The sequence below is a fragment of the Actinoplanes sp. NPDC049598 genome, from assembly GCF_040675435.1.
Taxonomy (GTDB): Bacteria; Actinomycetota; Actinomycetes; order Mycobacteriales; family Micromonosporaceae; genus Actinoplanes.
This window is the reverse complement of record NZ_JBFAOX010000005.1, coordinates 228,428-253,152: the sequence shown is the minus strand read 5'-3', so window position 1 is coordinate 253,152 and position 24,725 is coordinate 228,428. Positions and strand designations below refer to the sequence as shown.

22 protein-coding genes are annotated in these 24,725 nt (G+C 71.7%); 15 read left to right on the top strand and 7 right to left on the bottom strand.

All coding sequences use genetic code 11. The features are described 5' to 3' along the window. Window positions 1-229 precede the first annotated feature (229 nt). Window positions 230-421 (bottom strand): 50S ribosomal protein L28, encoded by a 192-nt coding sequence (rpmB, locus tag AB0J66_RS14625; RefSeq protein ID WP_097318353.1) that lies wholly within the window; start codon window positions 419-421, stop codon window positions 230-232. A 179-nt stretch (window positions 422-600) separates the two neighbouring features. Between rpmB and AB0J66_RS14620 the strand changes: the two genes are divergently transcribed. Genes AB0J66_RS14620 through AB0J66_RS14610 form a run of 3 tightly spaced genes read left to right on the top strand, consistent with a single transcriptional unit; the run spans window position 601 to window position 5,269 of the window. After that, complete coding sequence (locus AB0J66_RS14620; protein ID WP_364659894.1) at window positions 601-2,742, top strand: DAK2 domain-containing protein; 2,142 nt, start codon at window positions 601-603, stop codon at window positions 2,740-2,742. Further along, a complete protein-coding gene (gene recG, locus AB0J66_RS14615) occupies window positions 2,739-4,931 on the top strand; it encodes an ATP-dependent DNA helicase RecG (protein WP_364659892.1) in 2,193 nt (730 codons plus the stop codon). Before AB0J66_RS14620 ends, recG begins: the two co-directional genes overlap by 4 nt. Then, window positions 4,928-5,269 (top strand): DUF952 domain-containing protein, encoded by a 342-nt coding sequence (locus AB0J66_RS14610; RefSeq protein ID WP_364659890.1) that lies wholly within the window; start codon window positions 4,928-4,930, stop codon window positions 5,267-5,269. Before recG ends, AB0J66_RS14610 begins: the two co-directional genes overlap by 4 nt. A gap of 47 nt (window positions 5,270-5,316) precedes the next feature. Here AB0J66_RS14610 and AB0J66_RS14605 read toward each other — a convergent pair whose 3' ends face one another. Then, window positions 5,317-6,501 carry a cell wall anchor protein gene (locus AB0J66_RS14605; protein WP_364659888.1) on the bottom strand — a complete coding sequence of 395 codons (1,185 nt, stop codon included), beginning with the start codon at window positions 6,499-6,501 and terminating at the stop codon, window positions 5,317-5,319. Window positions 6,502-6,847: 346 nt separating this feature from the next. Here AB0J66_RS14605 and rsmD point away from each other — a divergent pair, with 346 nt between their 5' ends. The 9 genes from rsmD to mutM all read left to right on the top strand — a co-directional run bounded on the left by rsmD (window position 6,848) and on the right by mutM (window position 13,119). After that, window positions 6,848-7,411, top strand: a complete 564-nt coding sequence (rsmD, locus tag AB0J66_RS14600) for a 16S rRNA (guanine(966)-N(2))-methyltransferase RsmD (protein ID WP_364659886.1) — start codon at window positions 6,848-6,850, stop codon at window positions 7,409-7,411. Then, window positions 7,408-7,887: a pantetheine-phosphate adenylyltransferase gene (coaD, locus tag AB0J66_RS14595; RefSeq protein ID WP_364659885.1), complete on the top strand. Its 480-nt coding sequence runs from the start codon at window positions 7,408-7,410 to the stop codon at window positions 7,885-7,887. Before rsmD ends, coaD begins: the two co-directional genes overlap by 4 nt. Before the next feature lie 71 nt (window positions 7,888-7,958). Beyond that, window positions 7,959-8,456 (top strand): hypothetical protein, encoded by a 498-nt coding sequence (locus tag AB0J66_RS14590; protein ID WP_364659883.1) that lies wholly within the window; start codon window positions 7,959-7,961, stop codon window positions 8,454-8,456. 107 nt (window positions 8,457-8,563) lie between these two features. Further along, window positions 8,564-9,130, top strand: coding sequence for a DUF177 domain-containing protein (locus AB0J66_RS14585; protein WP_364659881.1), 567 nt, complete (start codon window positions 8,564-8,566; stop codon window positions 9,128-9,130). Between the two features lie 2 nt (window positions 9,131-9,132). Continuing rightward, a complete protein-coding gene (rpmF, locus tag AB0J66_RS14580; RefSeq protein ID WP_015624974.1) occupies window positions 9,133-9,306 on the top strand; it encodes a 50S ribosomal protein L32 in 174 nt (57 codons plus the stop codon). Window positions 9,307-9,416: 110 nt separating this feature from the next. Beyond that, window positions 9,417-10,331, top strand: coding sequence for a phosphate acyltransferase PlsX (locus AB0J66_RS14575; protein ID WP_364660257.1), 915 nt, complete (start codon window positions 9,417-9,419; stop codon window positions 10,329-10,331). A 2-nt stretch (window positions 10,332-10,333) separates the two neighbouring features. Further along, window positions 10,334-11,095: a ribonuclease III gene (gene rnc / locus AB0J66_RS14570; RefSeq protein ID WP_364659879.1), complete on the top strand. Its 762-nt coding sequence runs from the start codon at window positions 10,334-10,336 to the stop codon at window positions 11,093-11,095. Beyond that, complete coding sequence (locus AB0J66_RS14565; RefSeq protein ID WP_364659877.1) at window positions 11,092-12,249, top strand: hypothetical protein; 1,158 nt, start codon at window positions 11,092-11,094, stop codon at window positions 12,247-12,249. Before rnc ends, AB0J66_RS14565 begins: the two co-directional genes overlap by 4 nt. 15 nt (window positions 12,250-12,264) lie before the next feature. After that, on the top strand, window positions 12,265-13,119 hold the full coding sequence (gene mutM, locus AB0J66_RS14560) for a bifunctional DNA-formamidopyrimidine glycosylase/DNA-(apurinic or apyrimidinic site) lyase (RefSeq protein ID WP_364659875.1): 855 nt from the start codon (window positions 12,265-12,267) through the stop codon (window positions 13,117-13,119). On the opposite strand, the gene AB0J66_RS14555 is transcribed toward mutM, so the two are convergent. The 3 genes from AB0J66_RS14555 to AB0J66_RS14545 all read right to left on the bottom strand — a co-directional run bounded on the left by AB0J66_RS14555 (window position 13,073) and on the right by AB0J66_RS14545 (window position 16,685). Further along, window positions 13,073-13,642 carry a spherulation-specific family 4 protein gene (locus AB0J66_RS14555; protein ID WP_364659873.1) on the bottom strand — a complete coding sequence of 190 codons (570 nt, stop codon included), beginning with the start codon at window positions 13,640-13,642 and terminating at the stop codon, window positions 13,073-13,075. The two genes, mutM and AB0J66_RS14555, sit on opposite strands and share 47 nt — an antisense overlap. 131 nt (window positions 13,643-13,773) lie before the next feature. Further along, the gene (locus AB0J66_RS14550) at window positions 13,774-15,165 is read right to left on the bottom strand and encodes a hypothetical protein (RefSeq protein ID WP_364659871.1); all 1,392 of its coding nucleotides are present in this window, start codon (window positions 15,163-15,165) and stop codon (window positions 13,774-13,776) included. Beyond that, window positions 15,162-16,685: a DUF3492 domain-containing protein gene (locus tag AB0J66_RS14545; protein ID WP_364659869.1), complete on the bottom strand. Its 1,524-nt coding sequence runs from the start codon at window positions 16,683-16,685 to the stop codon at window positions 15,162-15,164. The genes AB0J66_RS14550 and AB0J66_RS14545 overlap by 4 nt, the downstream gene beginning before the upstream one ends. Window positions 16,686-17,169: 484 nt before the next feature. Between AB0J66_RS14545 and AB0J66_RS14540 the strand changes: the two genes are divergently transcribed. From AB0J66_RS14540 to AB0J66_RS14530, 3 genes are all read left to right on the top strand, one after another. Continuing rightward, the gene (locus AB0J66_RS14540) at window positions 17,170-17,364 is read left to right on the top strand and encodes a hypothetical protein (RefSeq protein WP_097318386.1); all 195 of its coding nucleotides are present in this window, start codon (window positions 17,170-17,172) and stop codon (window positions 17,362-17,364) included. 217 nt (window positions 17,365-17,581) lie between these two features. Continuing rightward, window positions 17,582-21,163, top strand: a complete 3,582-nt coding sequence (gene smc, locus AB0J66_RS14535) for a chromosome segregation protein SMC (RefSeq protein WP_364659867.1) — start codon at window positions 17,582-17,584, stop codon at window positions 21,161-21,163. Between the two features lie 5 nt (window positions 21,164-21,168). Beyond that, window positions 21,169-21,780, top strand: coding sequence for an HAD-IA family hydrolase (locus AB0J66_RS14530; RefSeq protein WP_364659865.1), 612 nt, complete (start codon window positions 21,169-21,171; stop codon window positions 21,778-21,780). A gap of 705 nt (window positions 21,781-22,485) precedes the next feature. Here the strand turns inward: AB0J66_RS14530 and AB0J66_RS14525 are convergent. Together AB0J66_RS14525 and AB0J66_RS14520 are read right to left on the bottom strand one after the other, a co-directional pair. Then, window positions 22,486-23,010 (bottom strand): DinB family protein, encoded by a 525-nt coding sequence (locus AB0J66_RS14525; RefSeq protein WP_364659863.1) that lies wholly within the window; start codon window positions 23,008-23,010, stop codon window positions 22,486-22,488. Further along, window positions 23,007-24,677 (bottom strand): alkaline phosphatase D family protein, encoded by a 1,671-nt coding sequence (locus AB0J66_RS14520; RefSeq protein ID WP_364659861.1) that lies wholly within the window; start codon window positions 24,675-24,677, stop codon window positions 23,007-23,009. Before AB0J66_RS14520 ends, AB0J66_RS14525 begins: the two co-directional genes overlap by 4 nt. Window positions 24,678-24,725: the final 48 nt, after the last annotated feature.

Below are 24,725 nucleotides of genomic sequence, written 5' to 3'. Positions count from 1 at the left end.
GTCGGCGCCGCCGGCTTTTGCCCTCGGCGCCCCGCCGACTCCCGCCCGGGCGCCTTCGCCGGCCCGCCGTTCTGCCGACCCCGCCCTCGGCGCCCCGCCGACTCCCGCCCTAGCGCGTTCGCCGGCCCGCCGTTCTGCCGACCCCGCCCTCGGCGCCCCGCGGGCTTCCGGGCAAACGCAACCAGCCCTCCGGCCGAGTGGCCGAAGGGCTGGTGGACGACGAACTAGGTCAGGCGCGGGTGACCTTGCCGGCCTTGATGCACGAGGTGCAGGCCTTGACCTTCCGGGTCGTGCCGCCACCCGCGGGGGTGCGCACCGACTGAATGTTCGGGTTCCAGCGGCGGTTGGTCCGCCGGTGCGAGTGGGACACGTTGTGGCCGAAGCCCGGTCCCTTGCCACAGACGTCGCACACGCTAGCCACGGGTAACTCCTGGGTCGAAACGAAAACTGAAGGCGCCCAGCGAACAAGGCCGCAGGCAACCCGGCAAGGTTACATGATGCTCCCGCGAGTCGGCCAATCGGTGGCCGACCTGGGCCTTCGACCACCCCACGAGAGTGCTGCCGCAGGCAAATGTCAGAGGTGGTTAGTACGATTTTCGCGTGCTGGAGACCTTGGACGCCGCAGCCGTACGCCGCTGGTGCGGCGGCGGCCTCCGCGCGCTCCGAGCCCACCAGCACGAAATAGACGAGCTGAACGTCTACCCCGTCCCCGACGGCGACACCGGCACCAACCTCGTCCTCACCCTCACCTCAGCCCAGGAGGCCCTCGACGCCACCGAGCCGGCCCCCGGCCCCCCACCCACTGCGGTGGCACCCACCCCAACGGCCCGGACCGCGGCGATCCCAGGCATTCCGGCGGCCTCGCGTGGGGCGGCGGCTGCCTTGAGTGAGACCACCGCCGGCGCCTCGCCCGCTGGGGCCCTGCGGCGGATGGCCCGAGGGGCGCTGCTGGGCGCGCGCGGCAACTCCGGGGTGATCGTTTCGCAGATCCTGCGCGGCATGGCCGACAGCCTCGCTGCTTCGGCCGCCGTTCGCGGGGTCGAGCTGGCGCGGGCGCTGCGCTCGGCCTCCGAGGCGGCCTACGCGGCTGTCGCCCGCCCGGTCGAGGGCACGGTCCTCTCGGTCGTGGCCGCCGCCGCCGAGGCCGCCGCCCGTGTCCGGTCCGACGACCTGCTGGCCGTCGCCCGCGCCGCCGCCCGCGCCGCCTCGGAGGCCCTGGCCCGCACCCCCCAGCAGCTACCCGCCCTGGCCCGAGCCGGCGTGGTCGACGCCGGCGGCCGCGGCCTCTGCCTGCTCCTCGACGCCCTGGTCGAAGCCCTGACCCCCGCCGCCCCCACCGACCCGGCCTCCACCGACCCGGCCTCCACCGCCTCCGCTTCCGCTTCTCCCGCGGTCCGCGAGCCCACCTCCGCCAACTCGGCGCCGACCTCCGCTTCCGTCTCCCGGGCCGTCCGTGAGCCCACCTCAGCTCTCGCCTCCGCCACCTCGGCTCCCACCACCTCGGCAGTCCGCGAGCCCACCTCGGCCCCGACCTCCGTCGCCTCGCCCTCTCTCTCCTCGCCTGTCCTCTCTTCTGCCGCCACCTCCGCGTCCTCCGCCCCCACCTCTGCGTCCTCCGCGCCTTCCGCCACTGCGCCTTCCGCCTCCGCCTCCGTCTCTGCGCCTTCCGCCTCCGCCTACGTCTCTGCGCCTTCCGCCATCCCGGCTTCTTCGTCTGCGATTACTGGCCTGCCGACGGTTACTGAGCCGGGCAATGAATTGGACCGAGGCGACGCCGGGCTGGGCCACAAAGCGGAAAAAAGCCGCACAAACCCCGAGGGTGAATACGGCTACGAGGTGCAATATCTGCTCGATGCCGCGCCCGCTGCGGTGGACACGCTGCGGGGAGTGCTCGACGGGCTGGGGGACTCGCTTGTGGTGGTCGGCACGGGTGGCGACGGCCTTCAGACCTGGAACGTGCACGTTCACGTGGCCGCCGGGGGGATCGGGCCGGCCATGGAGGCCGGGGTCGAGGCCGGCCGGCCCTATCGGATCAGCGTCACCCCGCTCGATGACAACGGGCACGGGCCGGGGGAGGCCGACCGCCCCGTGCGCAAGCGGGGCGCCGTGGTCGTGGCCGCCGGTGATGGTCTGACGTCGCTCTTCGAGGCCGAGGGGGCCACCGTCGTCGACCGTAATCCGTCGACCGGCGAGATGCTCACCGCGATCGCCGCCACCGGTGCTCGCTGCGTGGTCCTGCTTCCGAACGACGCCAACACGCATGCCGTCGCCGTTTCGGCGGCGCGGGAGGCCGAGAAGACCGGGGTGCGGGTCAGCGTCGTGCCCACCCGTTCCCCCGTACAGGCCCTGGCTGCCCTGGCCGTGCGTGACCTGACCCGGCCTTTCGCCGATGATGTGATCGCGATGGCCGAGGCTGCCGGCGCCTGCCGGTACGGGGAGGTCTGTACCGCCCAGCGGGACTCGCTGACCGTGGCCGGGCCGTGCCGGGCCGGTGATCTGCTCGGTCTGGTCGACGGCGAGGTGCATGTGATCGGCGACGACCTGGCCGCGGTGAGTCTTCAGCTGCTCGACCGGATGCTGGGCGGGGGTGGCGAGCTGGCCACCCTGGTGCTGGGCGCCGGCGCCCCGGACGGCCTGGAGGACAAGCTCCGCGGCTACGTCGCCCGGGCCTGGCCCTTCGTCGAGCTGCACAGCTACGCGGGCGGGCAGCCCCGCTACCACCTGCTGGTTGGAGTGGAATGAGCGAGCGCACCACCATCGACACCCCGTTGACGAAGGTCCTGGGCGCCAAGACCGCCAAGGCCCTCGCCGACCACCTCGACCTGCACACCGCCGGTGATCTCGTTTACCACTTCCCGCGGCGTTACGACGAGCGTGGGGAGCACACCGATCTGCGGAGTCTGGAGATCGGCGAGCAGGTCACCCTGCTGGCCCAGGTGCAGGGCATCAATGTGAAGCCGATGCGGCAGCGGCGCGGCAACATGCTCGAGGTCACCATCGGCGACGGCTCGGGGGCCACGCTGACCTGCACTTTTTTCAATCAGGCGTGGCGGGAGCGGGAGCTGCGTAAGGGTCGTTGGGGCCTGTTCGCGGGCAAGGTCACCGATTTTCGGGGCAAGCGCCAGCTCAACGGCCCGGCTTACCAGCTGCTCAGTGTGGATGCCACGCAGGATGAGGCGGCCGAGGAGATCGAGGAGTTCGCGGGCGCGCTGATCCCGGTCTATCCGGCCGCGCAGGCGGTGCCGACCTGGGTGATCGCCAAGTGTGTGCGGACCTTGTTGGACACGTTCGAGGCGCCGCCCGATCCGCTGCCGGCGAATGTGCGGGCCAATCGCAATCTGGTCGGCATCGGCAAGGCGCTGCACGAGATTCACCGGCCCACCTCGCAGGAGGCCCTGCAGGTGGCGAAATATCGTCTCAAGTGGGACGAGGCGTTCGCCGTCCAGGTGACTTTGGCTCAGCGCCGGGCCAAAGCTCAAGGCACCCCGGGCCGCGCGCGGCCACGACGGGACGACGGCATTCTCGCCAAGTTCGACGCCGGCCTGCCGTACGAGTTGACGGACGGACAGCGCAGCGTCGGCGAGGAGATCGCGGCCGATCTCGCGCAGCCGCACCCGATGCACCGGCTTCTGCAGGGCGAGGTCGGTTCCGGCAAGACCCTGGTCTCGGTGCGGGCCATGTTGCAGGTTGTCGACTCGGGGGGTCAGGCCGCCCTGCTCGCCCCGACCGAGGTTCTGGCCACCCAGCACTTCCGTGGCATCAGCGCCCAGCTCGGTGCGCTCGGCCGGGCCGGTGAGATCGACGGCGATCCCGCCGGCACGCAGCTCACTCTGGTCACCGGCTCGCTCGGCGCCGTCGCCAAGCGCAAGGCCCTGGCCAAGGTGGCTGACGGCACGGCCGGCATCGTGATCGGCACGCACGCCCTGCTGTACGAGGGTGTCGACTTCCACGATCTGGGTCTGGTGGTCGTGGACGAGCAGCACCGGTTCGGCGTCGAGCAGCGGGACGCGCTGCGGGCCAAGGCTGCCACACCCCCGCACGTGCTGGTCATGACCGCGACGCCGATCCCGCGCACGGTCGCCATGACCGTTTACGGCGACCTCGAGACGTCCGTGCTCTCCCAGCTGCCGCGGGGCCGCTCGCCGATCGCCTCGCATGTGGTCCCGCCCGAGAAGCCGGCCTTCCTCGACCGGGCCTGGCGTCGCTTGCGCGAGGAGGTGCAGGCCGGCCATCAGGCGTACGTGGTCTGCCCGCGCATCGGCGCCACCGGGGCCGAGGAGGACGAGGAGCCGCCGGGTGACAACGAGCCGGCCCGGCGCCCGCCGCTGGCTGTGACCGAGGTGATGCCGATCCTCGAGGAGGGTCCGCTGCACGGCCTGCGGATCGAGATGCTGCACGGCAAGATGCCGGCCGAGGAGAAGGACGCGGTGATGCGCCGCTTCGCCGCCGGTGATCTCGACGTGCTGGTGGCGACCACGGTGATTGAGGTCGGGGTGGACGTGCCCAACTCCACGGTCATGGTGATCATGGATGCCGACCGGTTCGGCGTCTCCCAGCTGCACCAGCTGCGGGGCCGGGTCGGCCGGGGCTCCGCGGCGGGCATCTGCCTGCTGGTCACCGAGTCGGTGGAGGGCACCGCGGCCCGCGAGCGGCTCGACGCGGTGGCGTCCACGACGGACGGGTTCAAGCTCTCCGAGATCGACCTCGAGCAGCGCCGTGAGGGTGACGTGCTCGGCGCCTCGCAGTCGGGCAAGCATTCCCATCTGCGGCTGTTGTCGCTGCTGCGCGACGCCAAGCTGATCACTGACGCCCGGGCCGAGGCGGCCGAGCTGGTCGCCGACGACCCGGCCCTGACCAAATACCCCGCTCTGGCCGCCTCGGTGGCCGCCTTCGTGGACGAGGAGCGGGCCGAGTACCTGGAGAAGGGTTGATCCTGCACATCTGCTCCCGGGCCGCCTGGGACGAGGCGGTCACGACGGGGACGTACGAGGGTGACACGCTGGCCAAGCAGGGCTACATCCACTGTTCGACGGCCGCGCAGGTCAGCGGCCCGGCCAACTTCCTGTTCCACGGCCGGCGCGATCTGGTGCTGCTGGAGATCGACGAGGCCCGGTTGCCGGTGCCGGTGACGTGGGAGCAGGGCGATCCGCCCAAACCGGACGGTGAGCTGTTCCCTCATCTGTATGCGGCGTTGCCCGTCAGCGCGGTGGTGGCCGTCCACGAGTACCAGCCGGACGCCGACGGCACTTTCCACCCGCCCCGGATATAGCAAAAGGCGCCCCGGCCGAAGCCGGGGCGCCTTTCAGCTGACACCTATCAGGCGGTGAACTTCACCTTACGGCGACGCGCCATGATGAAGAGCACGGCACCCACGGCGAGCAGCGCCGCGGCACCGGCCGCGATGCCACCGGCGGCGGCACCGGTCAGCGGCAGGCTCTCGCCCTCGTCGCCGCCACCCTGGCCGGGGGCCGGGGCGGGGGACTCGCTGGCGGACGGGCTCGGGGAGGCGCTGGCGCAGTCGGCCGGCTTCTCCTCCTCGTCCCACTTGATCGCCTCGTACGCCTCGCCCTGGACGGTCGGGGTGACCTCGAGGCCCTTGGCGCCCTTGAAGGTCACGCTCTTGGTCTCGCCGGCCTTGACCACGACGGTCTGGGCCTCGCCCTTGTTCGGGGTGAACTTGGCGTTGATGGTGGTCTTGCCCTTGGAGTTGTCGATGTGGAAGATCAGCGAGTCACAGGTGACCTCGTAACCACCGGTGAAGTCATCGGCGGGCTGCTCCGGGGCGGTGCAGTCCTCCGGCTTCTGCCAGGCGCCCTTGAGGACCGGCTCCTTGGTGCTCTTCTCGGTGACGACGATCTCGCCGGCGCTCTTGCCCGGGATGTCGACCTTGACGGGCTCGCCCTGGGGCTTGACCGTGACGTCCTTGGTGTAGCCGTCCGAGCCCTTGATCGTGAAGACCGCGTCGGCCTTGGCGTCCTTGCCGTTGGTCAGCGTCACCGCGACACCGTCGCAGTTGGAGACCAGCGCGGCCTCCGGCTTCGGCGTGGCCGGGGTGGAGCACTTGCCGTCGAGCTCGACCGTGCCGGTCGAGGGCTCGTACTGGATCCAGTCGTCGCTCCACTTGACCTGGACGGTCAGCGAGGCCGAGGTGGCGGTGCCCGGGACCTTCTGGACGCCGCGGAGAGGCTTGTTGCTCTCGTACGGGAAGACCGGGTCGTTGTCGTCCGGGGTGTGGGCGATGCCGTCGACGGGGCGGTCGGCCGGCGTCTGCTGCACGTTGATGAAGCGGTAGTTCTCGGACTTCGGCGTGCGGCCGTTGTCGGTCTTCACCGTCCAGTTGACGATGTACTCGCCGGTGGCGGTGTCGCAGTAGGCCTTGCCCTTCACCGCGCTGTAGTGAGCGCTGGCGGGCGAGGCGAAGAACGCGACACCGGCGAGGCCGATGAGCGATCCGGCGGCTACGGCGGTTGCTCGCCGCAGCTTGGACTTCAGCAGGTTCACGCCTACTCCTGTACTGGGGATAGGTCAGGGTTTGCGGCGGGGAAGCGGCGGGCACACACCGATGAAACAGGCGCTGGCCAGCGACAACGCCTCCCCACGTCGTCGGCCGACGCCCGGTGGAGAGCGTCAGCAACAGCGCCTGACCTTAGCTACTAATAAGAAGCTGGGAAATCCCTCAGAGGAGCTTAAGAACGTTGTTGTAGATCCGTGATCTTCCATAGACCGAACGAATTCGGATCAATGCTCTACGTGGCGGCGTGATGCGGAATTGTTCACTCTTCGGTTGCGGTGCGTAAGTGGTGAAGTAGCTTCGAGTCGTGTTCACCGCAAATTTCCCCGAGCCGCGATGACCAGGATCATCGCCGGAGCGCACGGCGGCCGGCGCCTGTCCGCACCCGCCGGCGCGCTGACCCGGCCCACATCGGACCGCGTCCGCGAGGCGTATTTCAGCGCCCTCGATTCGATGATCGACCTTTCCGGCACGCGCTTTCTTGATCTTTATGCCGGTTCCGGCGCGGTCGGCCTGGAAGCGATCTCGCGCGGCGCCGGTCACGCCCTTCTGATCGAGGCGGACGGCCGGGCCGCCCGCACGATCCGGGACAACATCGTGGCGCTGCGCCTCGGTGGCGCGGCCCGGCTGGTCACCGGCAAGGTGTCCCAGGTTCTGGCCGGCCCGCCCGACGGCGGCCCGTACGACGTGGTCTTCGCCGACCCGCCGTACGCGGTGACCGACCGCGAGATCACCGAGGTGCAGACGGCCCTGGTCGAGGCGGGGTGGCTGGCCGACGACGCGGTGCTCACCGTGGAGCGGTCCAGCCGGGGCCGGTCGATGGAGTGGGTGGACGGCATAACAGCCGATCGGAGCAGGCGTTACGGGGAGACCACACTTTGGTACGGTCGCCGATCATGAGACGAGCGGTGTGTCCCGGCTCCTTCGATCCGGTCACCAACGGCCACCTCGACATCGTCGGGCGGGCCAGCCGGTTGTTCGACGAAGTGATCATCGGAGTGCTGATCAACCAGTCGAAGACCGGCCTCTTCACGATCGAAGAGCGGATCGAGATGCTGCGCGAGGCGACCTCCGCGTACCCGAACGTCCGGGTGGCCTCGTTCCACGGGCTGCTGGTCGATTTCTGCCGGGCCCAGGGGGCGGCGGTGGTCGTCAAGGGTCTGCGCGCGGTCAGCGACTTCGACTACGAGTTGCAGATGGCGCAGATGAACATCGGGCTCTCCGGCGTGGAGACCCTCTTCATGCCGACCAACCCGCTCTACTCCTTCCTGTCGTCGAGCCTGGTCAAGGACGTGGTGAAGTGGGGCGGCGACGCCTCGGCCTACGTGCCGGACTTCGTCGGCGAGCGCTTGGTCACGCGGCTCAAGCAGAACTAGGCGCGCCGGGCGGTCGGTGCGAGGTTCAAGCAGTACCGTGAGCCCACTGAGTCCAAAAGGAGTGAGCATCGGTGGACCCGCTCGACCGCATCGACGAGATCATCGAACTCGTGCAGGAATCGCGCTCCGTGCCCATGTCGCGGACGAATTTCATGTTCGACCGCCACGAGATGATCGAGCACCTCGACGTGCTCCGCTCCGAGCTGCCCAGCGAGCTGCGCAAGGCCGCGGCCGTGCTGGAGGAGCGTGACCGGATCATCGAGGCCGGCCGCCGCGAGGCCGACCGGATCATCAGCGAGGGTGAGACGGAACACGCCCGGCTGGTCTCGGTCAACGAGATCACGGTCTCGGCCGAGCACGAGGGCGCCCGCATCGTGGCCGAGGCCCGGCAGGAGGCCCAGCGCCTGCGGGAGGAGGTCGACGACTACGTCGACACCGCCCTGGCCAACTTCGAGCAGTTCCTCACCCGCGCGCTAGCCTCGATCGAGCGCGGCCGGGACAAGATGCACGCTCTCCGGGAGATCGGCACCTTCCAAGGGGAAGACAGCGAGCGCCCCCTGCCGTTCTAGTAATGCCCCTGGCGAAGCAAGGGGCCCGGGCACACCCGGATTCGACGGTATGGCGGCAGCTCAGGTAACCTTTTCTGTCGGCCTATCTCTCAGGCTGAGGAACAACGATGCCCAAGTCACCACAGAGTCACCTCGATCCCAGGCAGCCGCTCGTCGTCGACACGACGAAACTTCCGCGCCAGCCTGGTGCGACGCGTGCCCTCAAGCGGGTGATCCCGGCCCCGGCGGACCTCGGTCTGGAGTTGCTCTCGGTTCCCGAGGGGTCTGACGTCGAGCTCGATCTCGTGCTCACGTCGGTCTCCGAGGGGGTCTATGTCAGTGGCAACGCCCGCGGCTCGCTGGTCGGCGAGTGCGGTCGGTGCCTCAACGAGATCAACGAGCCTTTCGACGTCAAGATCGCGGAGCTGTTCGCCTACGAGGACAGCACCACGGAGGAGACGACCGACGAGGACGAGGTGGGCCGGATGCAGGGCGACCTGCTCGACCTGGAGCCGGCTCTGCGGGACGCGGTGGTGCTGACCCTGCCGACGAACCCGCTCTGCCGACAAGACTGCCCAGGCCTGTGCCCCGACTGCGGGGTGCACTTCGACGACCTTCCGGCCGATCACAGCCACGAGGAAGTCGATCCCCGCTGGGCCGCTTTGCGTAACCTAACGAACACCGAGGAGAAGTAACCGTGGCCGTCCCCAAGCGCAAGATGTCGCGCAGCAACACCCGGTCCCGCCGGGCGAACTGGAAGGCGACCGCGGTGCAGACCGTGGAGTGCCCCCAGTGCAAGTCGCCGCACCTGCCGCACACCGCGTGCGGGGTCTGCGGCACCTACAACGGTCGTCAGGTCCTCGAGGTCTGAAGCCGCGCTAAGTGACGCGCCCGATCATCGGGCGGGTCTCGCCTGCGCAACGGCGTCCCGGTGCTTCGGTCTCCCCACAGCTCGCTGTCGGGGAGCCGGGCACCGCGCGGATCGCCGTCGACCTCCTCGGCGGGGACAGTGCTCCCGCCGTCGTGGTTGACGGCGCTCTGCGTGCCTGTCAGGCCGACCCGGCCCTTCACTTGCTGCTCGTCGGCCCGGCGGAAGCCGCCGACGAGCTTCTGCACGCCCTCGACCCGGCCGAGCACGGCCGGGTCGCCCGTCTGCCCATAGCTCCGGGTGAGCGCGTGGAGAGCTGGGTGGAGTCGGGCGTACGCTCCGCCGTGCTGGCCGTCGCCCAGGGCGAGGCCGACGCGATGATCTCCGCCGGCAACACGGGCGCCACGGTGACCTCGGCCGCGCTCGGCCTGGGCCGTGACCCGGGGGTGCGCCGCCCACCGCTGGCCGCCGTGCTGCCCACCGTCGCCGGGCGTGTGGTCCTGCTCGACGTGGGTTCCTCCGTCGACCCGGACGAGGAGACCCTCGCCATGCACGCCCGCCTCGGCGCCGCGTACGCCTCGGTCGTGCACGGCGTCGCCGCGCCCCGGGTGGGACTGCTCACCATCGGCGCCGAACGGGGCAAGGGCGACCGGCTGCGCCGGGCCCTCCCGCCGGTCCTGGCCGCCCTCGATCTGCCCGGCGGCGCCCGGTACGTCGGCCTGGTCGAGGGCAACGACGTCGTCGCGGGCACCGCCGCGGACGTCGTGGTGACCGACGGTTTCTCCGGGAACATCCTGCTCAAGGGCCTGGAGGCGGCTTACGTCGAGCTCGGGCCGCCCAATCCCGCCACTGGCGCACCGCCCCCGCGCGCCGCCCTCCTGCTCGGCGTCGCCGGCACCGTGGTGGTCTGCCACGGCGCCGCCTCCGGGCCGGACGTGGCCGCGGGCATCGCGTTCGCCGCCGACCTGCATCGCCGGGCCGCCGTCGCGGCCATGGCCGAGATGATCGAAGCACAACGAGGTGTCTGAAGATGAACGATAAGCGCCGCCGGCCGCCGACCCTGCCCCTCGAGGAGGCATTCGGCGTCCCGATCGAGCCCACGCTGCTCGAACGGGCGCTCACCCACCGCTCCTACGCGTACGAGAACGGTGGCCTGCCGACCAACGAGCGCCTGGAGTTCCTGGGCGACTCGGTGCTCGGCGTCGTGATCACCTCGGCGCTCTTCCACAACCACCCCGACCTGCCCGAGGGGCAGCTGGCCAAGCTGCGGGCGAGCGTGGTCAACATGCACGCGCTGGCCGACGTGGCCCGCGGGCTCGGCCCCGAGGGGCTCGGCAAGCACCTGCTGCTGGGCAAGGGCGAGGAGACCACCGGCGGCCGGGACAAGGCGAGCATCCTGGCCGACACGCTCGAGGCGCTGCTCGGCGCGATCTACCTGGACCATGGGCTGGACACCGCGGGCGAGGTGATCCACCGGCTCTTCGACCCGCTGATGGTGGAGTCGGCCAGCCGGGGCGCCGCCCTCGACTGGAAGACGAGCCTGCAGGAGCTGACCGCCGCGCTCGGCCTGGGCGTGCCGGACTACGTGATCGAGGACTCGGGCCCGGATCACGCCAAGACGTTCACCGCCTGGGTCGTGGTGGCCGGCGAGCGGTACGGGGGTTCGGAGGGCCGCAGCAAGAAGCAGGCCGAGCAGCGGGCCGCCGCGGCTGCCTGGCGGATCCTGACCGAGCGTACGGCCGAGCCGGACGGCGCCCTGCTCGACAAGGCGGAAGAGAAAGACCAGGAGTGAGCGTCGCCGTCGAAGAGCGTCCCCGGCTGTGGGATGCCGCGGGCGCGTGGCGCGGGGTGGGCACGGCAATCGGGATCTTCGCGCTCACCCGGGTGGCCCAGCTGCTGATCCTGGGGTGGCTCGACGCGGCGTCGGACGACCCCATCGGCATCCGGAACCGCCTGCTGGTCTGGGACGCCGGGTGGTTCCTGAAGGTGGCGGTCAACGGCTACCCGCACGGCTACACGTACGACCTGGCCGGCCAGCTGCAGGGCAACGAGCTGGCCTTCTTCCCGGTCTACCCGATGCTGATCCGGCTCGTCGCGTCGCTCGGCATCCCGGCCTCGACGGCCGCGCTGATCATCAGCTGGGCCGCCTCGGTCGGCGCGGCGCTCGCGCTGCACCTGCTCGGCACGTCGCTCTACGGCAAACGGGCCGGCTGGGCGCTGGTGGCGATCTGCTGCTCGGCCCCGGTCTCGATCGTCTTCTCGATGGCCTACTCCGAATCGATCTTCGTCGCCCTGGTGGCGGGCATGCTCGTGGCCGCTCACCGGCGCGTGTGGTGGGCGGCCGGGCTGCTCGGCCTGTTGACCGCGCTGAGCCGCCCGACCGGCGCGGCCGCCGCCGTCGCGCTGGCCGTGGCCGCCGTCCTGGCCGTCCGGGAGGATCGGCGGAAGGCCTGGCAACCCCTGGGCGCGGCCGCCGTCGCCCTGGCCGGGGTGCCGCTCTTCCTGGCCTGGGTCGGCTGGCGGGTCGGCGACCCGGCGGCCTGGTTCCGGATCCAGGCGGCCGGCTGGGGCACGTCCTTCGACTACGGCTCCAGCACGATCAAGTTCCTGAACACGACGCTGAGCACGGGTGACGGCTGGGTCCCGATCAGCGTGGCCATCATCCTGATCGCCGCCGTGGCGGCGGCCGGGGTTGCTCTGGCCGGGAAGCCCTGGCCGCCGCTGGCCGTTTACGGATTGATCGCCATGGTGCTCGTCTACGGTCAGGCCGGCTTCTACCACTCGAAGCCGAGGCTGCTCGTCCCCGTACTGTTGACGCTGCTTCCCGCGGCGGTCGCCGCCGCCCGGGCCCGCCCCCGGGTGGCGATCCTGTCGATCACCGCGTGGGCCGCCTTCGGCCTCTGGTACGGCGCCTATCTGGTCGCCGTCTGGCCGTACACGCTTTAGTCAGAGGAGTTTCCGGTGCCCGAGCTGCCCGAGGTCGAGACCGTCCGGCAGGGCCTGTCCAAATGGGTGACCGGCCGCACGATCAAGACCGTCGAGGTGCATCACCCCCGCGCGATCCGCCGCCATCTCCCGGGCGACGCGCACTTCATCGCCCTGCTGACCGGCCGGACCGTCCTCGACGTGTCCCGGCGCGGCAAGTACCTCTGGTTCCCGCTCGACTCGGGCGACGCGATCATCGGCCACCTCGGCATGAGCGGCCAGTTGCTGATGCAGCCGGCCGAGGCCGAGGACGAGAAGCACCTGCGGATCCGGTTCACCTTCACCGACGGCGGCCCCGAGCTGCGCTTCGTCGACCAGCGGACCTTCGGCGGGCTGTCGCTCTCGGAGGGCGGGGCCGAGCTGCCGGACGAGATCGCGCACATCGCCCGCGACCCGATGGACCCGCTCTTCGACGACGAGGTCTTCGTCGACCGGCTCCGGGCCAAGCGCACCGAGATCAAGCGGGCCCTGCTCGACCAGACTTTGATCTCCGGCATCGGCAACATCTACGCCGACGAGGCGCTCTGGCGGGCCCAGCTGCACGGCGCACGGCCGACAGATCAACTGACCGGGCCGGCCGTACGCCGTCTGCTCGCCCACGTCCGCGACGTGCTCGGCGAGGCCATCGTCGCCGGCGGAACGAGCTTCGACGAGCTCTACGTCAACGTGAACGGTGAGAGCGGCTACTTCGATCGCGCCCTCAACGCGTACGGCCGGGAGGGCGAGCCCTGCCACCGCTGCGGCACCCCGATCCGCCGCGAGCAGTTCATGAACCGCTCGTCCTTCAGCTGCCCCCGCTGCCAGCCCCGCCCGCGAACGATCCGGCGCTGATGTACGGGCTGGCGTCGGTGGCCAGCCCGAAGCCGGCGCCCCGGCGGCCCATCAGCCGGCGGGCGGCGGTGAGCAGCGCGGTCGGCACCCCGTGCACGATGTGCCCGTCGCCCGGCCGCATGCCGTCGCCGTCCCAGCTCTGGTAGGCCTCCCACGGGCCCTCGAAGGTGCAGATCCGGACGCCGAGATCACGGTAGAGCGGATGGGTCGGCACGCCCGGGTTGAGCACGACCCGGTGCAGCCCCCGGCGGGCGGCCAGCCGGACGGTCAGCGCGACCGGGCCGACCCCGCCCGAGCCGGCCGGGGCCCGGTCGAGGAACAGACCCTCGGCGCCGTCCTCGCGCCAGGCGTCCACGTCGGCCAGCACGTCGGCCAGCGAGCGGCTGCCCCAGTCGAGGTCGATGCGGCCCAGCGACTGGTGCAGGCTCCGGCGCTCGCCCGGCAGGTCCCGGACGATCCAGGTGTCGCCGTCCAGCGGCAGTTCGGGGGACGGGTGGGCGTACGGGGGGAAGAGTGTCTTCACTCGGATTCTCCGTTCGTCGGCGGCGGTCATGGAGCTGGGTGTTCACCGGCGGCGGGCACGGGGTTTCCCGCTCGCCGGCGCCGTCCTTCGTTGGTCTGCGGCCGTCAGGGCTCTGCGGTCGCCTGTTGGCGTCAGGGCGTTCTTCGGTCGGCGGCGGGGGTCAAGGCGACGGCGAGCAGGCCGGCCAGGTGGGTCGCGGCGAGGACGGCGACGCCGTCGGGCAGGGCGCCGGCCGCGGGCAGCGGGAGGAGCGGCAGGGTGGCCATGGCCACCGGCGGCGCGGCGGCCAGGCCCGCGGCCAGGCCGGGACGGCCCCGCGCGGCCAGCAGGAACGTGACGGCGAAGACGCCGCCGAGCAGCGTGCCGCCGGCCAGGCCGAGCACGTCGGCGCGGGCCGCCGATTCCGCGGCGAGCCGATAGGCGGCCAGCGCGAGCGCGACCCCCACGGCGAGCGGCGGGAGCAGCCCGGCCAGCGTGATCAGCGTGACGCCCCGGACGTGCTTCTTGTAGGCCGCCTGGTTCTCCGCGGTGTCGAGCCCGGCGTCCACCTGGTCGGTGTGCCAGCCGATCAGCGCCTCGAGGATCGGCACGGCCAGCAGCAGCGGCAGCCAGAACGGCATGGTCGGCCCGGACGGTCCGGCCTGCCATAGCAAACCCACACAAATCGCCTGAGACGCGCCGATGACCAGGAACGTGCCGCCTCGCCGCAGCTCGGTCCGGGCCGGCCGGGGCATCCGGCCGCACAGCCCGGGGATCACGACCGGCCGGAACGCGCGCACCGTCGCCACCACGATGGCGGCCGGCAGCAGTGTGCCGATCGGCAGCCGCCCGCCGATCGGGTAGCCGGCCAGACCGGCCAGCGTGGCCGCGCCGAGCAGCCAGCACGGCAGGCTCCACCCGATGACGGCCGCCTCGGAGCGGGTGACGACCGCCGCCGTCACCGTGGCCAGGCCGGCCAGGCCGCCGAGGCCGATCACCAGGGCCAGGCCGCGCTCGGGGCCGGCCAGGGCGGCCGGGGCGATCCAGACCAGGGCAGCCCAGAGCGCCGCGACGGCGGCGAAGCCGCAGCCTACGAGCCGGGCCGCGGCCGACGGGCCGGCCCGCCGCGCGACGGCGGCGCCGACGCTGGTCAGGGTCTGCGCCGCCGACCAGCCGAGCAGCAGGGTGACGATCGGCACCGGCCAGGCCACCCGGCTGAGCGGCCCGGCGGCGGCCACGGCGACGCTGATCGGCCCCAGATAGAGGGCGCAGCGCAGCAGAGCCGACCGCAGACAGGTACGCCGCGCCGGCGCCCGCCGCGAGCGCGGCCCACCGTCTTCCGGGGCTTGCAGCGCGCCTTCTTCCGGGGCGTGCGCTGATCGCGCTTCCGGGGCGTGAGGTGATCGCGGTTCGGCCGGTGCCGCCGGATCGGGCTCGGGGGCGGCCTCGGGAAGCAGGCTGATCGCGTGGCGCCCCGGCGAAGGTACGCGGTGCCGTTTCCGCCGGGGCGTCTGCGTGCGGGAACGGGCGGGGGTGATCGTCATGAGTCCTCCCGGACAAGCCAGCGCAGGGTGGCGGGCGGCTCGCAGCGCGGTGCGGGCACGGCGAGCGCCAGTTCGAAGGCGGGCGCCGGCGGCGGCGCCGCGAGATCGGTGTAGAGGGCGCCGTAGACGCGGACCACCCGGTCGTGCGTGAAGTGGGTGAGCGCGCGGCGGCGGGCCGCGTCGCCGAGCTGACGCCGGCGCCCCGGCGAACGCAGCAGGCCGGTGACGGCGATGGCCAGCTCGGCCGGGTCGTCCGGCTGGACCAGGACCCCGGCGTCGCCGAGGGTCTCGGCGGCCGGCCCGACGTCGACGCCGACCACCGCCCGGCCCGACATCATCGCCTCGATCAGGCGATAGGGCGGGTCGGCGGGCCCGGGCACGTGCGCCACCACGTGCCCGGCGGTGTAACGATCACGCGGGTCGGCCGGCAGCGGGTGCAGCCGGACCGACCGGCCGAGCCGCATCCGCTCGATCTGCTCGGCGCAGTGGTCCTCGTGCGCGGCGGTCACCCCGACCAGGTGCAGCACGGTCCCCGGGACCGCGGCCACCACCTGCTCGAACGCGGCCAGCAGCGGGGTCAGCCCGCTGTCCGGCCCGCCGCTGCCGGCCCACACCACCGCGGCCTGGGTGTCGAGCTCGGCCGCGCCCGGGTACTCCGACGGGTCGACCCCGGCCGGCACCTGGACGAGCTTGGCCGCTTCGGCGCCGTGCCGCAGGGCCCAGCTGTGGTGGTAGGCGCTGAGCGGGGCGATCAGCCCGGCCTCGGCGTACCCGGTCCGGGCCACCGCGCCCCGGAACCGGCGCAGCAGCGTGCGGACCGCGGGGGAGAGCCGCTCCTCGTGCGGTTTGTGCCGGGTGACCGGCGTGCGGGCCTCGGTGAGCAACAGCGGGGTGCCCGAGCGCCAGCGCCCGGCCAGCGCGGTCAGCAGCGGCGTCGTGCCACCGACGCAGTGCACCAGGTCGGCCTCGGGCATCGGCACGGTGAGGGCGCCGAGCGCGTGCCGCAGCAGCGTGGCCGCCGTGCGGGCGTCGCGCATGCTCAGCCGGGGAACGGACTGTTCCGGTCCTGACCGCCAGGCGTCGAGCAGGGCGTCGGCCAGCGGCAGCGACGCCAGCGCGGAGGGTCGTTCCCCCGCCAGTTCGGCGAGCCGGCGGAGACCTTCGGCGAACACCCGGCCCGAGCGCTCGGAGTCGTCCTTCTCCGGCCCGGACCGGTCGAGCAGGCCCTGGCCGAGCATCTTGGCGGCGGCGCGGCCGCGATCATCCGCGTCGCCGCGCCGGCGCTCGGGGCGGGCGGAGTCGCGGCCGACCGCGACGGCGTGCGCGGATCGCACGTTGAGAGGCAGCGGGTACGCGGGGGCGGACGGCGGCTCACGGTCCGTGACGGTGAGCAGTTCGAAGCGGAACCGGCGCAGCCCCTCGACGAGGGTGCGGCACCAACCGCTGAGCGCGTCCCGCCGGTACGGGTACCCGCCGCCGGTGAGCAGGCAGACGCGCTCGGGCGACGGGGTCGGATTCACGATGGGGGCAACGACGGACCGTCGCCGGGCGCGGGAGCCTGTCGGGTAGGCGACACAAATGGACTAATTTATTCCGATTTGCCAGCTGCTTTAGGATGGTATGTCAGCATTCGTGTTTTCGCGGCGCTTTTGGATCTTTCCGAGAGCGGCGCCTGAGGTGCAAACCCGGCGTTTAACCCGCATAAGCCCAGGTCGAGCCGTCAAGGTGGCAAGATTCACTCTCGCTCCGTGCTGGTGGCAGTCTCCACGGCTTGACGGACGTTGGGTATCGGCGGACTATGGAGAAGTCGCCAGTCGCGCCCACTCATGCCCGGTTACAGCTGGGCTTGAGGGATCTGCACCTAAAGAAACACATCTGACGGTGCATAGCTCTGTGCTCTTGCGTGCCCTTGAGCATAGATGCGCGGTGCACTGGGCGCGCGTAGCGCCGGCCTCTCCGGCAACGCTTTTCACAAGAAGAAGCAGAGCTTCTCAAGGAGTCACCATGGCGAAGGCCCTCTTCGGCCACGTAGGTGCGGCGCCCGATCGGCGTCTGCTCGACGAGGTCACCCGACTGCGTTCCCGGGTTCAGTCCCTGGAGTTCGAGGTCACCCGCCTCCGGGCGGAAAATGATCGTCTCGCGGCCGCGGCCGCGGAGGCAGACGATTTCGCACGGCTGACCGAGCCCGCGCTGACCTGAGTTCCGCTGGCCGTCGTGACCCGGCGGCCATCGCTGATCCCTCGACGCACCACCCCCCTGCAGTTTTGTTTTTCGAGAATCGCGCGCGCCTCCACCCCTCGTGGCGGCGCGCATCTTTTTGCCCGATTTCCGCGGCGCCGGGTGTTGCGGGTAGGGCCATCAGCACACGCTGCGGGTAGCCTGCACCAAACGCCGACCGCTGACCCCCGGGAAATCCGTGCACCTCAAGAGCCTCACGGTCAAGGGCTTCAAGTCCTTCGCCTCCGCTACGACGCTGCGGCTGGAGCCGGGCATCACCTGCGTGGTGGGCCCCAACGGCTCTGGCAAGTCCAACGTCGTCGACGCCATCGCCTGGGTGCTGGGCGAGCAGGGCGCCAAGGCGCTGCGCGGCGGCAAGATGGAGGACGTCATCTTCGCCGGCACGTCGGGCCGGGCGCCGCTCGGCCGGGCCGAGGTGACACTCACGATCGACAACAACGACGGCGCCCTGCCGATCGAGTACACGGAAGTCTCGATCACCCGCCGGATGTTCCGGGACGGCGCCAGCGAGTACGAGATCAACGGCAACCAGTGCCGCCTGCTCGACATCCAGGAGCTGCTCAGCGACTCCGGCATCGGCCGTGAGATGCACATCATCGTCGGCCAGGGCCGGCTCGACGCGATGCTGCACGCCAAGCCCGAGGACCGCCGCGCCTTCATCGAGGAGGCGGCCGGCGTCCTCAAGCACCGCAAGCGCAAAGAGAAGGCGATCCGCAAGCTCGACGCGATGCAGGTCAACCTCAACCGGCTGACCGACCTCACGGCCGAGCTGCGCCGCCAGCTCAAGCCGCTCGGCAAGCAGGCCGAGGTGGCCCGGCGCGCCGCCGGCATCCAGGCCGACCTGCGCGATGCCCGGCTCCGGCTGCTCGCCGACGACCTGCACACCCTGCGCACCACCCTCGACAAGGAGATCGCCGACGAGTCGGCCATGCGTGAGCGCCGCCAGCAGGTCGAGGCGGAGAACCGCGAGATCCAGCGCCTGCTGGCCGACCTCGAGCTGGCCCACGCCGAGGACGCTCCACTGCTGCAGGCCGCCCAGGACACCTGGTACAAGCTGTCCGCCCTGCAGGAACGCTTCCGCTCGACCGAGCAGCTCGCCACCGAGCGCCTGCGCCACCTCGCCGCCACCCCGGACGAGGAACGGCCCGGCCGCGACCCCGACCAGCTCGAAGCCGAGTCGGAACGGGTCCGCGAGCAGGAGGAGGAGCTGCGCGAGGCGCTCACCGACGATCAGATGCGCCTGGCCGAGGCGATCGAGCACCGGCAGGACCTCGAACGCCAGCTGGCCGCGGCCGAGGGCGCGCTGCGGACGGCGGCCAAGGCCATCGCCGACCGCCGCGAGGGCCTGGCCAAGCTGGTCGGCAACGTGAACGCGGCCCGCGCCCGTACGGAAGGCGCCACCGACGAGATCGAGCGCCTGGCCGCCGCCCACACCGACGCGATGATGCGGGCCGAGGCCGCCCAGGCCGAGGTCGACCTGGTCGCGGCCGAGTCGTCCGACGCCGACCGGGACAACGTCGAGCTCGACGCCCGGCACGCCGAGGCGGTGGCGGCGCAGGAACGCGCGGCCGCCGTCGTCAAGGAGCTCTCCGACGCCGAGCGCGCCGCCGAGAAGGACGCCGCAAGCTGGAAGGCCCGCGAGGAGGCGCTCGCCCTCGGCCTGCAGCGCAAGGACGGCGCCGGGGCCCTGCTGGCCAAGGGGACCGAGGTGCCGGGCCTGCTCGGCAGCCTGGCCTCGATGCTGACGGTCCGGCCCGGGCACGAGGCGGCGATCGCCGCCGCGCTGGGCACGCTGGCCGACTCGGTCGCCCTCTCCGGGGTGGACGAGGCCGTCGAGGCGATGCGTACGCTCAAGATCGCCGACGCCGGGCGGGCGGCGCTCGTGGTCGCGTCGCCGGCGGGGCCGGGCATGCAGGGTTCGCTCGACGCGTTGCGGCCGGCCCTGCCGGACGGCGCGATCTGGGCCCCCGACGTGATCGACTGCCCCGAGACGGTGCGCGCCGCCCTGCACCGGGCGCTGCGGGACGTCGTACTGGTCAATGATCTTCCGTCGGCCGCGACGCTGATCGCCGGCAACCCGGAGCTGCGGGCAGTCACCCCGGACGGGGATGTGCTGGGGGCGTACGCCGCCGCCGGAGGCTCCGGAAAAGCCTCCAGTTACATCGAGGTCCAGGCCGCCGTGGACGAGGCGAAGGCCCGCCGGGCCGAGGCCGAAGCCGCCATCGGCGAGCTGAAGGCGCAGCTGGCCGAGGCCCGGGCCGAGGTCGCGCAGCACAAGGAACTGGTCAACGCGGCCGCGACCGAGAAACGCGCGGCCGAGGGCCAGCGCAACGCGGCCGCCCGCCGGCTGGCCGAGCTCGGCGCCGCCGCCCGCTCGGCCAAAGCCGAGTCCGAGCGCCTCGGCGCCTCCCGGCAGAAAGCCGAGTCGGCCCGCGAGGCCGACCTGATCCGGGTGGCCGAGCTCGAGGAGCGGCTACGGCTGGCCGAGGCCACCCCGATCGACGAGGAACCCTCCACCGACGAGCGCGACCGGCTGGCCGCGCTCGTGCCCCAGTCCCGGCAGAACGAGATGGAGGTACGCCTCGCGGTGCGCACGGCCGAGGAGCGCGTCGCCTCCATCGCCGGCCGGGCCGACTCGCTGCTGCGCCAGGCCAACGCCGAACGGCAGGCCCGCGAACGCGCCGCCGCCCGCCGGGCCGCCCGCGCCCGCGGCGCCGAGATCGCCCGCGCCGTCGCCCTCGGCGCGGCCGCCGCCCTGGCCCGCGTCTCGGTCTCGCTGGCCGCGGCGATCGAGGTCCGCGACGAGCTGGCCCAGGCCCGCACCGCCCGCGAGGCCGAGCTGCAGGAGGTACGGGCGAGCGCCAAGCGGTTCGTGGCCGAGCTGGAACGCCTCACCAACGAGGTCCACCGCGACGAGGTGGCCCGGGCCGAGCAGCGCATGCGCATCGAACAGCTCGAAGCCAAGGCGGCCGAGGACTTCTCCCTCGACGTCGACACGCTGATCACCGAGTACGGGCCCGAGCAGCTCGTGCCGCCCACCCAGGCTGAGGTGGCCCAGGCCGAGAAGGACGGCAAGCCCGCGCCCGAACCGGTGCCGTTCCACCGGCCCACCCAGGAGAAAAGGTCCAACAAGGCCGAACGCGACCTGGCCCTGCTCGGCAAGGTCAACCCGCTCGCGCTGGAGGAGTTCGCGGCGCTGGAGGAACGCTTCAAGTTCCTCTCCGACCAGCTCGAAGACCTCAAGGCCACCCGCAAGGACCTGCTCACCGTGGTCAAGGACGTCGACGACCGGATCCTCGAGGTCTTCGCCTCGGCCTTCGAGGACACCGCCCGCGAGTTCCAGACCGTCTTCCAGGTGCTGTTCCCCGGCGGCGAGGGCCGGCTGGTGCTCACCGACCCCGAGGACATGCTGACCACCGGCGTCGAGGTCGAGGCCCGCCCGCCCGGCAAGAAGATCAAGCGGCTGTCGCTGCTCTCCGGTGGCGAGCGCTCGCTGACCGCGGTGGCCATGCTCTGCGCGATCTTCCGGGCCCGCCCCTCGCCCTTCTACATCATGGACGAGGTCGAGGCGGCCCTGGACGACGTCAACCTGGGCCGGTTGATTACCCTCTTCCAACAGTTGCGGGAGAAGAGCCAGCTGCTCATCATCACGCACCAGAAACGCACGATGGAGGTCGCGGACGCCCTCTACGGCGTCACGATGCGCTCCGGCGTCACCCAGGTGATCAGCCAGCGCCTCAACCGCGAACCGGAGGACTAGGAATCATGGCGCGTGACCGGGCCCGGGCCCTGCTGATCGACTTCGACGGCGTCCTGCGCCGGTGGGACCCGGCCCCGATGATCGCCGTCGAGGTGAAGTACGGCCTCAAGCCGGCCGCCCTCCTCGAGACGTCGATGGCGTGGGACATCTACCGCCCCGCCATGGCCGGCGAGATCACCGACGCCGAGTGGATGAGACTCGTCGCCGACCGCTTGCCCATCGACAACGCCGCATCGGCCGTCGCCGAGTGGCAGGCGTACCGCGGCGAGCCCGACCCCGACGCCCTGGCCTTCGTCCGCGAGGTCCGCGCCGCCGGCCGCAAGGTCGGCCTGGCCACCAACGCCACCGACCGCCTCCCCGGCGACCTCGACGCCCTCGGCCTGACCGGCGAGATCGACGTGGTCATCAGCTCCTGGGACCTGAAGATCCACAAGCCGGCCCCCGAGTACTTCCAGAAGGCCTGCGAACTGATCGGCGAACAGCCCAAACACATCCTCTTCATCGACGACGACGAGCGCGCCGTCCGCGGCGCCCGCGCCGCCGGCCTGTCGGCCTACCGCTGGACCGGCCCCCAGCACGTCCCGTACCTCCGCAAGGCCCTCGACCTCCCGTCGTGAACCCAGTCGGGTCAGGAGCAGCGGCAGATGCCCAGAGCGGAGATCGGCGTCCCACACGAGGGACACGACTCGGCCCGGTGCTGAGTGACGACCGGCGCCGGCCGGTTTCGCCCGGCCTTCTTTCCCTCCTTCGGCGTGGCCGCTCGCTGTGGTGACGGCTGTCGCTCCGGGTCATCTTCCCGCGTCGCCGAGCGACCTGGAGCCCGGTAGGTCTTGACGACCGGAGGCTCCGTCCGCGCCGGCTCGGGCGGAACGGGGAGCAGCGCTTTCTCGACGTCATGGTGACTGATCTCCGGCCATCCCAGCCCCTTCAGCCTTTTCCGAATGCCCTTGCTGCCGATTCCCGGAACGCTGGCCTGAATGTGCCGGATCGCGTCGGCGAGGGTTCTGTACGTGGTCACCACCGGGGCGTCTCGCCGGGATCGGGTGGCCGGCCGGGCGGAGCGTGGTGCGGGAGCACGGCGCCCGCTGCGCCTCGTGACCTGGTCGACCCAGGATTCCGCATGGGTGTCGGCCGGATCGTCGTTACCCCGGTCGAACCGCGGGTTCGCCGGTTCGAGCGCGTTCTTGTTGGCGTACCAGTTGTTGATCGAGACCACCACGTACCCCCAACCGATTGACCCCGAGCGTAGCGATCTTGTGGGTGGTGGGCGGACCGACTGTTCGGTCCGGGAGTTCTGGCCGGGAGCTGGAGTCGCGTGGTGCTCAGGCGCCGGTGGTGCCGTCGAGGCGTTCGCGGAGCAGGTCGGCGTGGCCGTTGTGGCGGGCGTATTCCTCGATCATGTGGAGGTAGACCCAGCGGAGGCTGCGGGGGGCGCCGGAGTCCATGGGGAACTCCTGGTCCAGGGTGTACCGGGTCACGGCGCGGTCGGCGGCGGCGCACTCTTCGGTGAAGACGGCCCAGGCTTGCGCCGGGTCGGTGGTGGCGATGTCCTCGAGGTCGGCGTCGGGGTGTTCCGGCGTGTTGTAGAGGGTGGTCACGCCGGGCTCGTGGGCGATGCGCTGGCGGAACCAGACGCGTTCGACGTAACTCATGTGCCGGACCAGGCCGAGCAGGGTGAGGTTGGAGGGGGCGGCCGACGGGCGGCGGAGCTGGTCGGCGGTCAGGCCGGCGCATTTGCTGAGCAGGGTGCCGCGGTGCCAGTCGAGCCAGCCCTGCAGCATGGCCCGCTCGGGGCCGGTGTGCGGTTCGCCGGTGCGGTCGACGGAGGGTGCTGTCCAGGTAGTCATCGGGGGTAGGTCACCTCGGCCACTTCGAAGAGGGTGCCGTCCTTTTCGGTGCCTTCCACGCGGACGGTGGCGTCGGGGCCGTGGAGGCGCAGGGTGCTGATGGCGTTGCCGAAGTAGGGGCCGGCCAGGCGGGTCCAGCGCCAGGCGGGTTTGCGGACGCCGGCCGAGCGGGCCAGGCCCCGTACGCCCTGGGCGGCGGCCCGGGACCAGCTGAAGCGCATCAGGGGGCGCATGAAGGCGGGCACCTGGTTGTGCACGGGGGAGCAGGTCAGCTGCATGACCGGGGTGGCCATGGCCTCGCCGAAGTCGGCCTGGGCCACGTACGAGTGGTGGACGTCGCCGGAGAGGACGCTGATGGAGGCGGGGGCGGCGTAGGCGCCGCCCGCGCCGACGCGGTGGGTGGGTGCGCCGGGGCTGCCCTCGCCGAGGCGGCGGAACAGCTCGCCCAGGGCGTTGAAGGAGCGGCCGAAGGCGGCCCAGTGTTCCAGGTCGACGGCCCGGCGCAGTCTCTCGGCGAGGGCGGCCACGCGTGGGTTGGACGAGTCGGCGGTGCGCTCGTTCCACGCCTCGAGGTGGTGGATGGCCGGCGGCATGAGCCAGGGCAGCGAGGAGCCGACGACCAGGTGGTCGTACGAGCCGTGGGCCTGGTCGATGAACCAGTTCCACTCCTGGGCGGGCAGCATCTCGCGGCGGCCGGGGGTGAGGACGCGGCTGCAGCGGTTGTCCAGCATGATCAGGCGGGTGCGGCCGATGTCGAGGGCGTAGCTCCACTGGTACGGCTGTTCGCCGGTGTCGAGCGAGCGGCCGAACTCGTGCAGCAGGTCGGTGGCGTCGTCGACCGTGGTGACCTTCTGGAAGAGCGGGTCGGTGGCCAGCTCGTCGGGGCTCATGTTGCCCAGGTGCTGATAGACCCAGTACGAGGCGAGGCCGCCGGTGATCCGCTCGGTCCACCACGGCTCGGCCGCCATGTCGGCCCGCCAGGAGGACGACGTGTTCCAGTCGTCGATCATCTCGTGGTCGTCGAAGATCATGACGGCCGGGACGGTGGCCAGCAGCCAGCGGACCTCGGGGTCGCGCCACGACTCCAGGTAGAGCTTCGTGTACTCGTCGAAGGTGACGACCTGGTCGGACGGGCCGTCGTGGCCGGCCGCCCGGCGGCGTTTGAGGAAGCGCCGGACCTTGGCCGACGTCTTGTCCGCGTACACCTGGTCGCCGAGCAGGACGATCAGGTCGGGCCGCAGCTCGGGGTCCTGCGGGTCCTTCATCAGGCGCCGGGCGTACGCGTCGAGGGCGTCCGGCGGCAGGCGGCGGCCGGTGGCGTGCGGGGTGGCCTCCCGGCACGAGCCGAAGATCATCCGGACCGGCTCGCCGGCGTCCGCCTCAGGTCGGGTGCGGATGACCGGCGGCGGGTACGTCGACTCGGACGAGGGCCAGACCACGCGGTCGTCCAACGACACCGTGTAGGCGCTGGCCGCGCCCCGGCGCAGGCCCTCGACGACCACGAGCGCGTAGTGGTGCCCGTAGGCGGTGAAGGTGGGGGCCGAGCCGGCGCCACCACCGTCGGCCTCGACCCGCACGAAGGCGGGCTCGGTGGTCTCGACCCAGACGGTGGCGCGGTCTCCGACGACCCGGCGCAGCAGCGGGCCGATGAGCAGGTGGGCAGTCACCGGGTGGGGATCCTTAGCCTGAGGGGGTGGGGGCGTCCCATCTTCCTG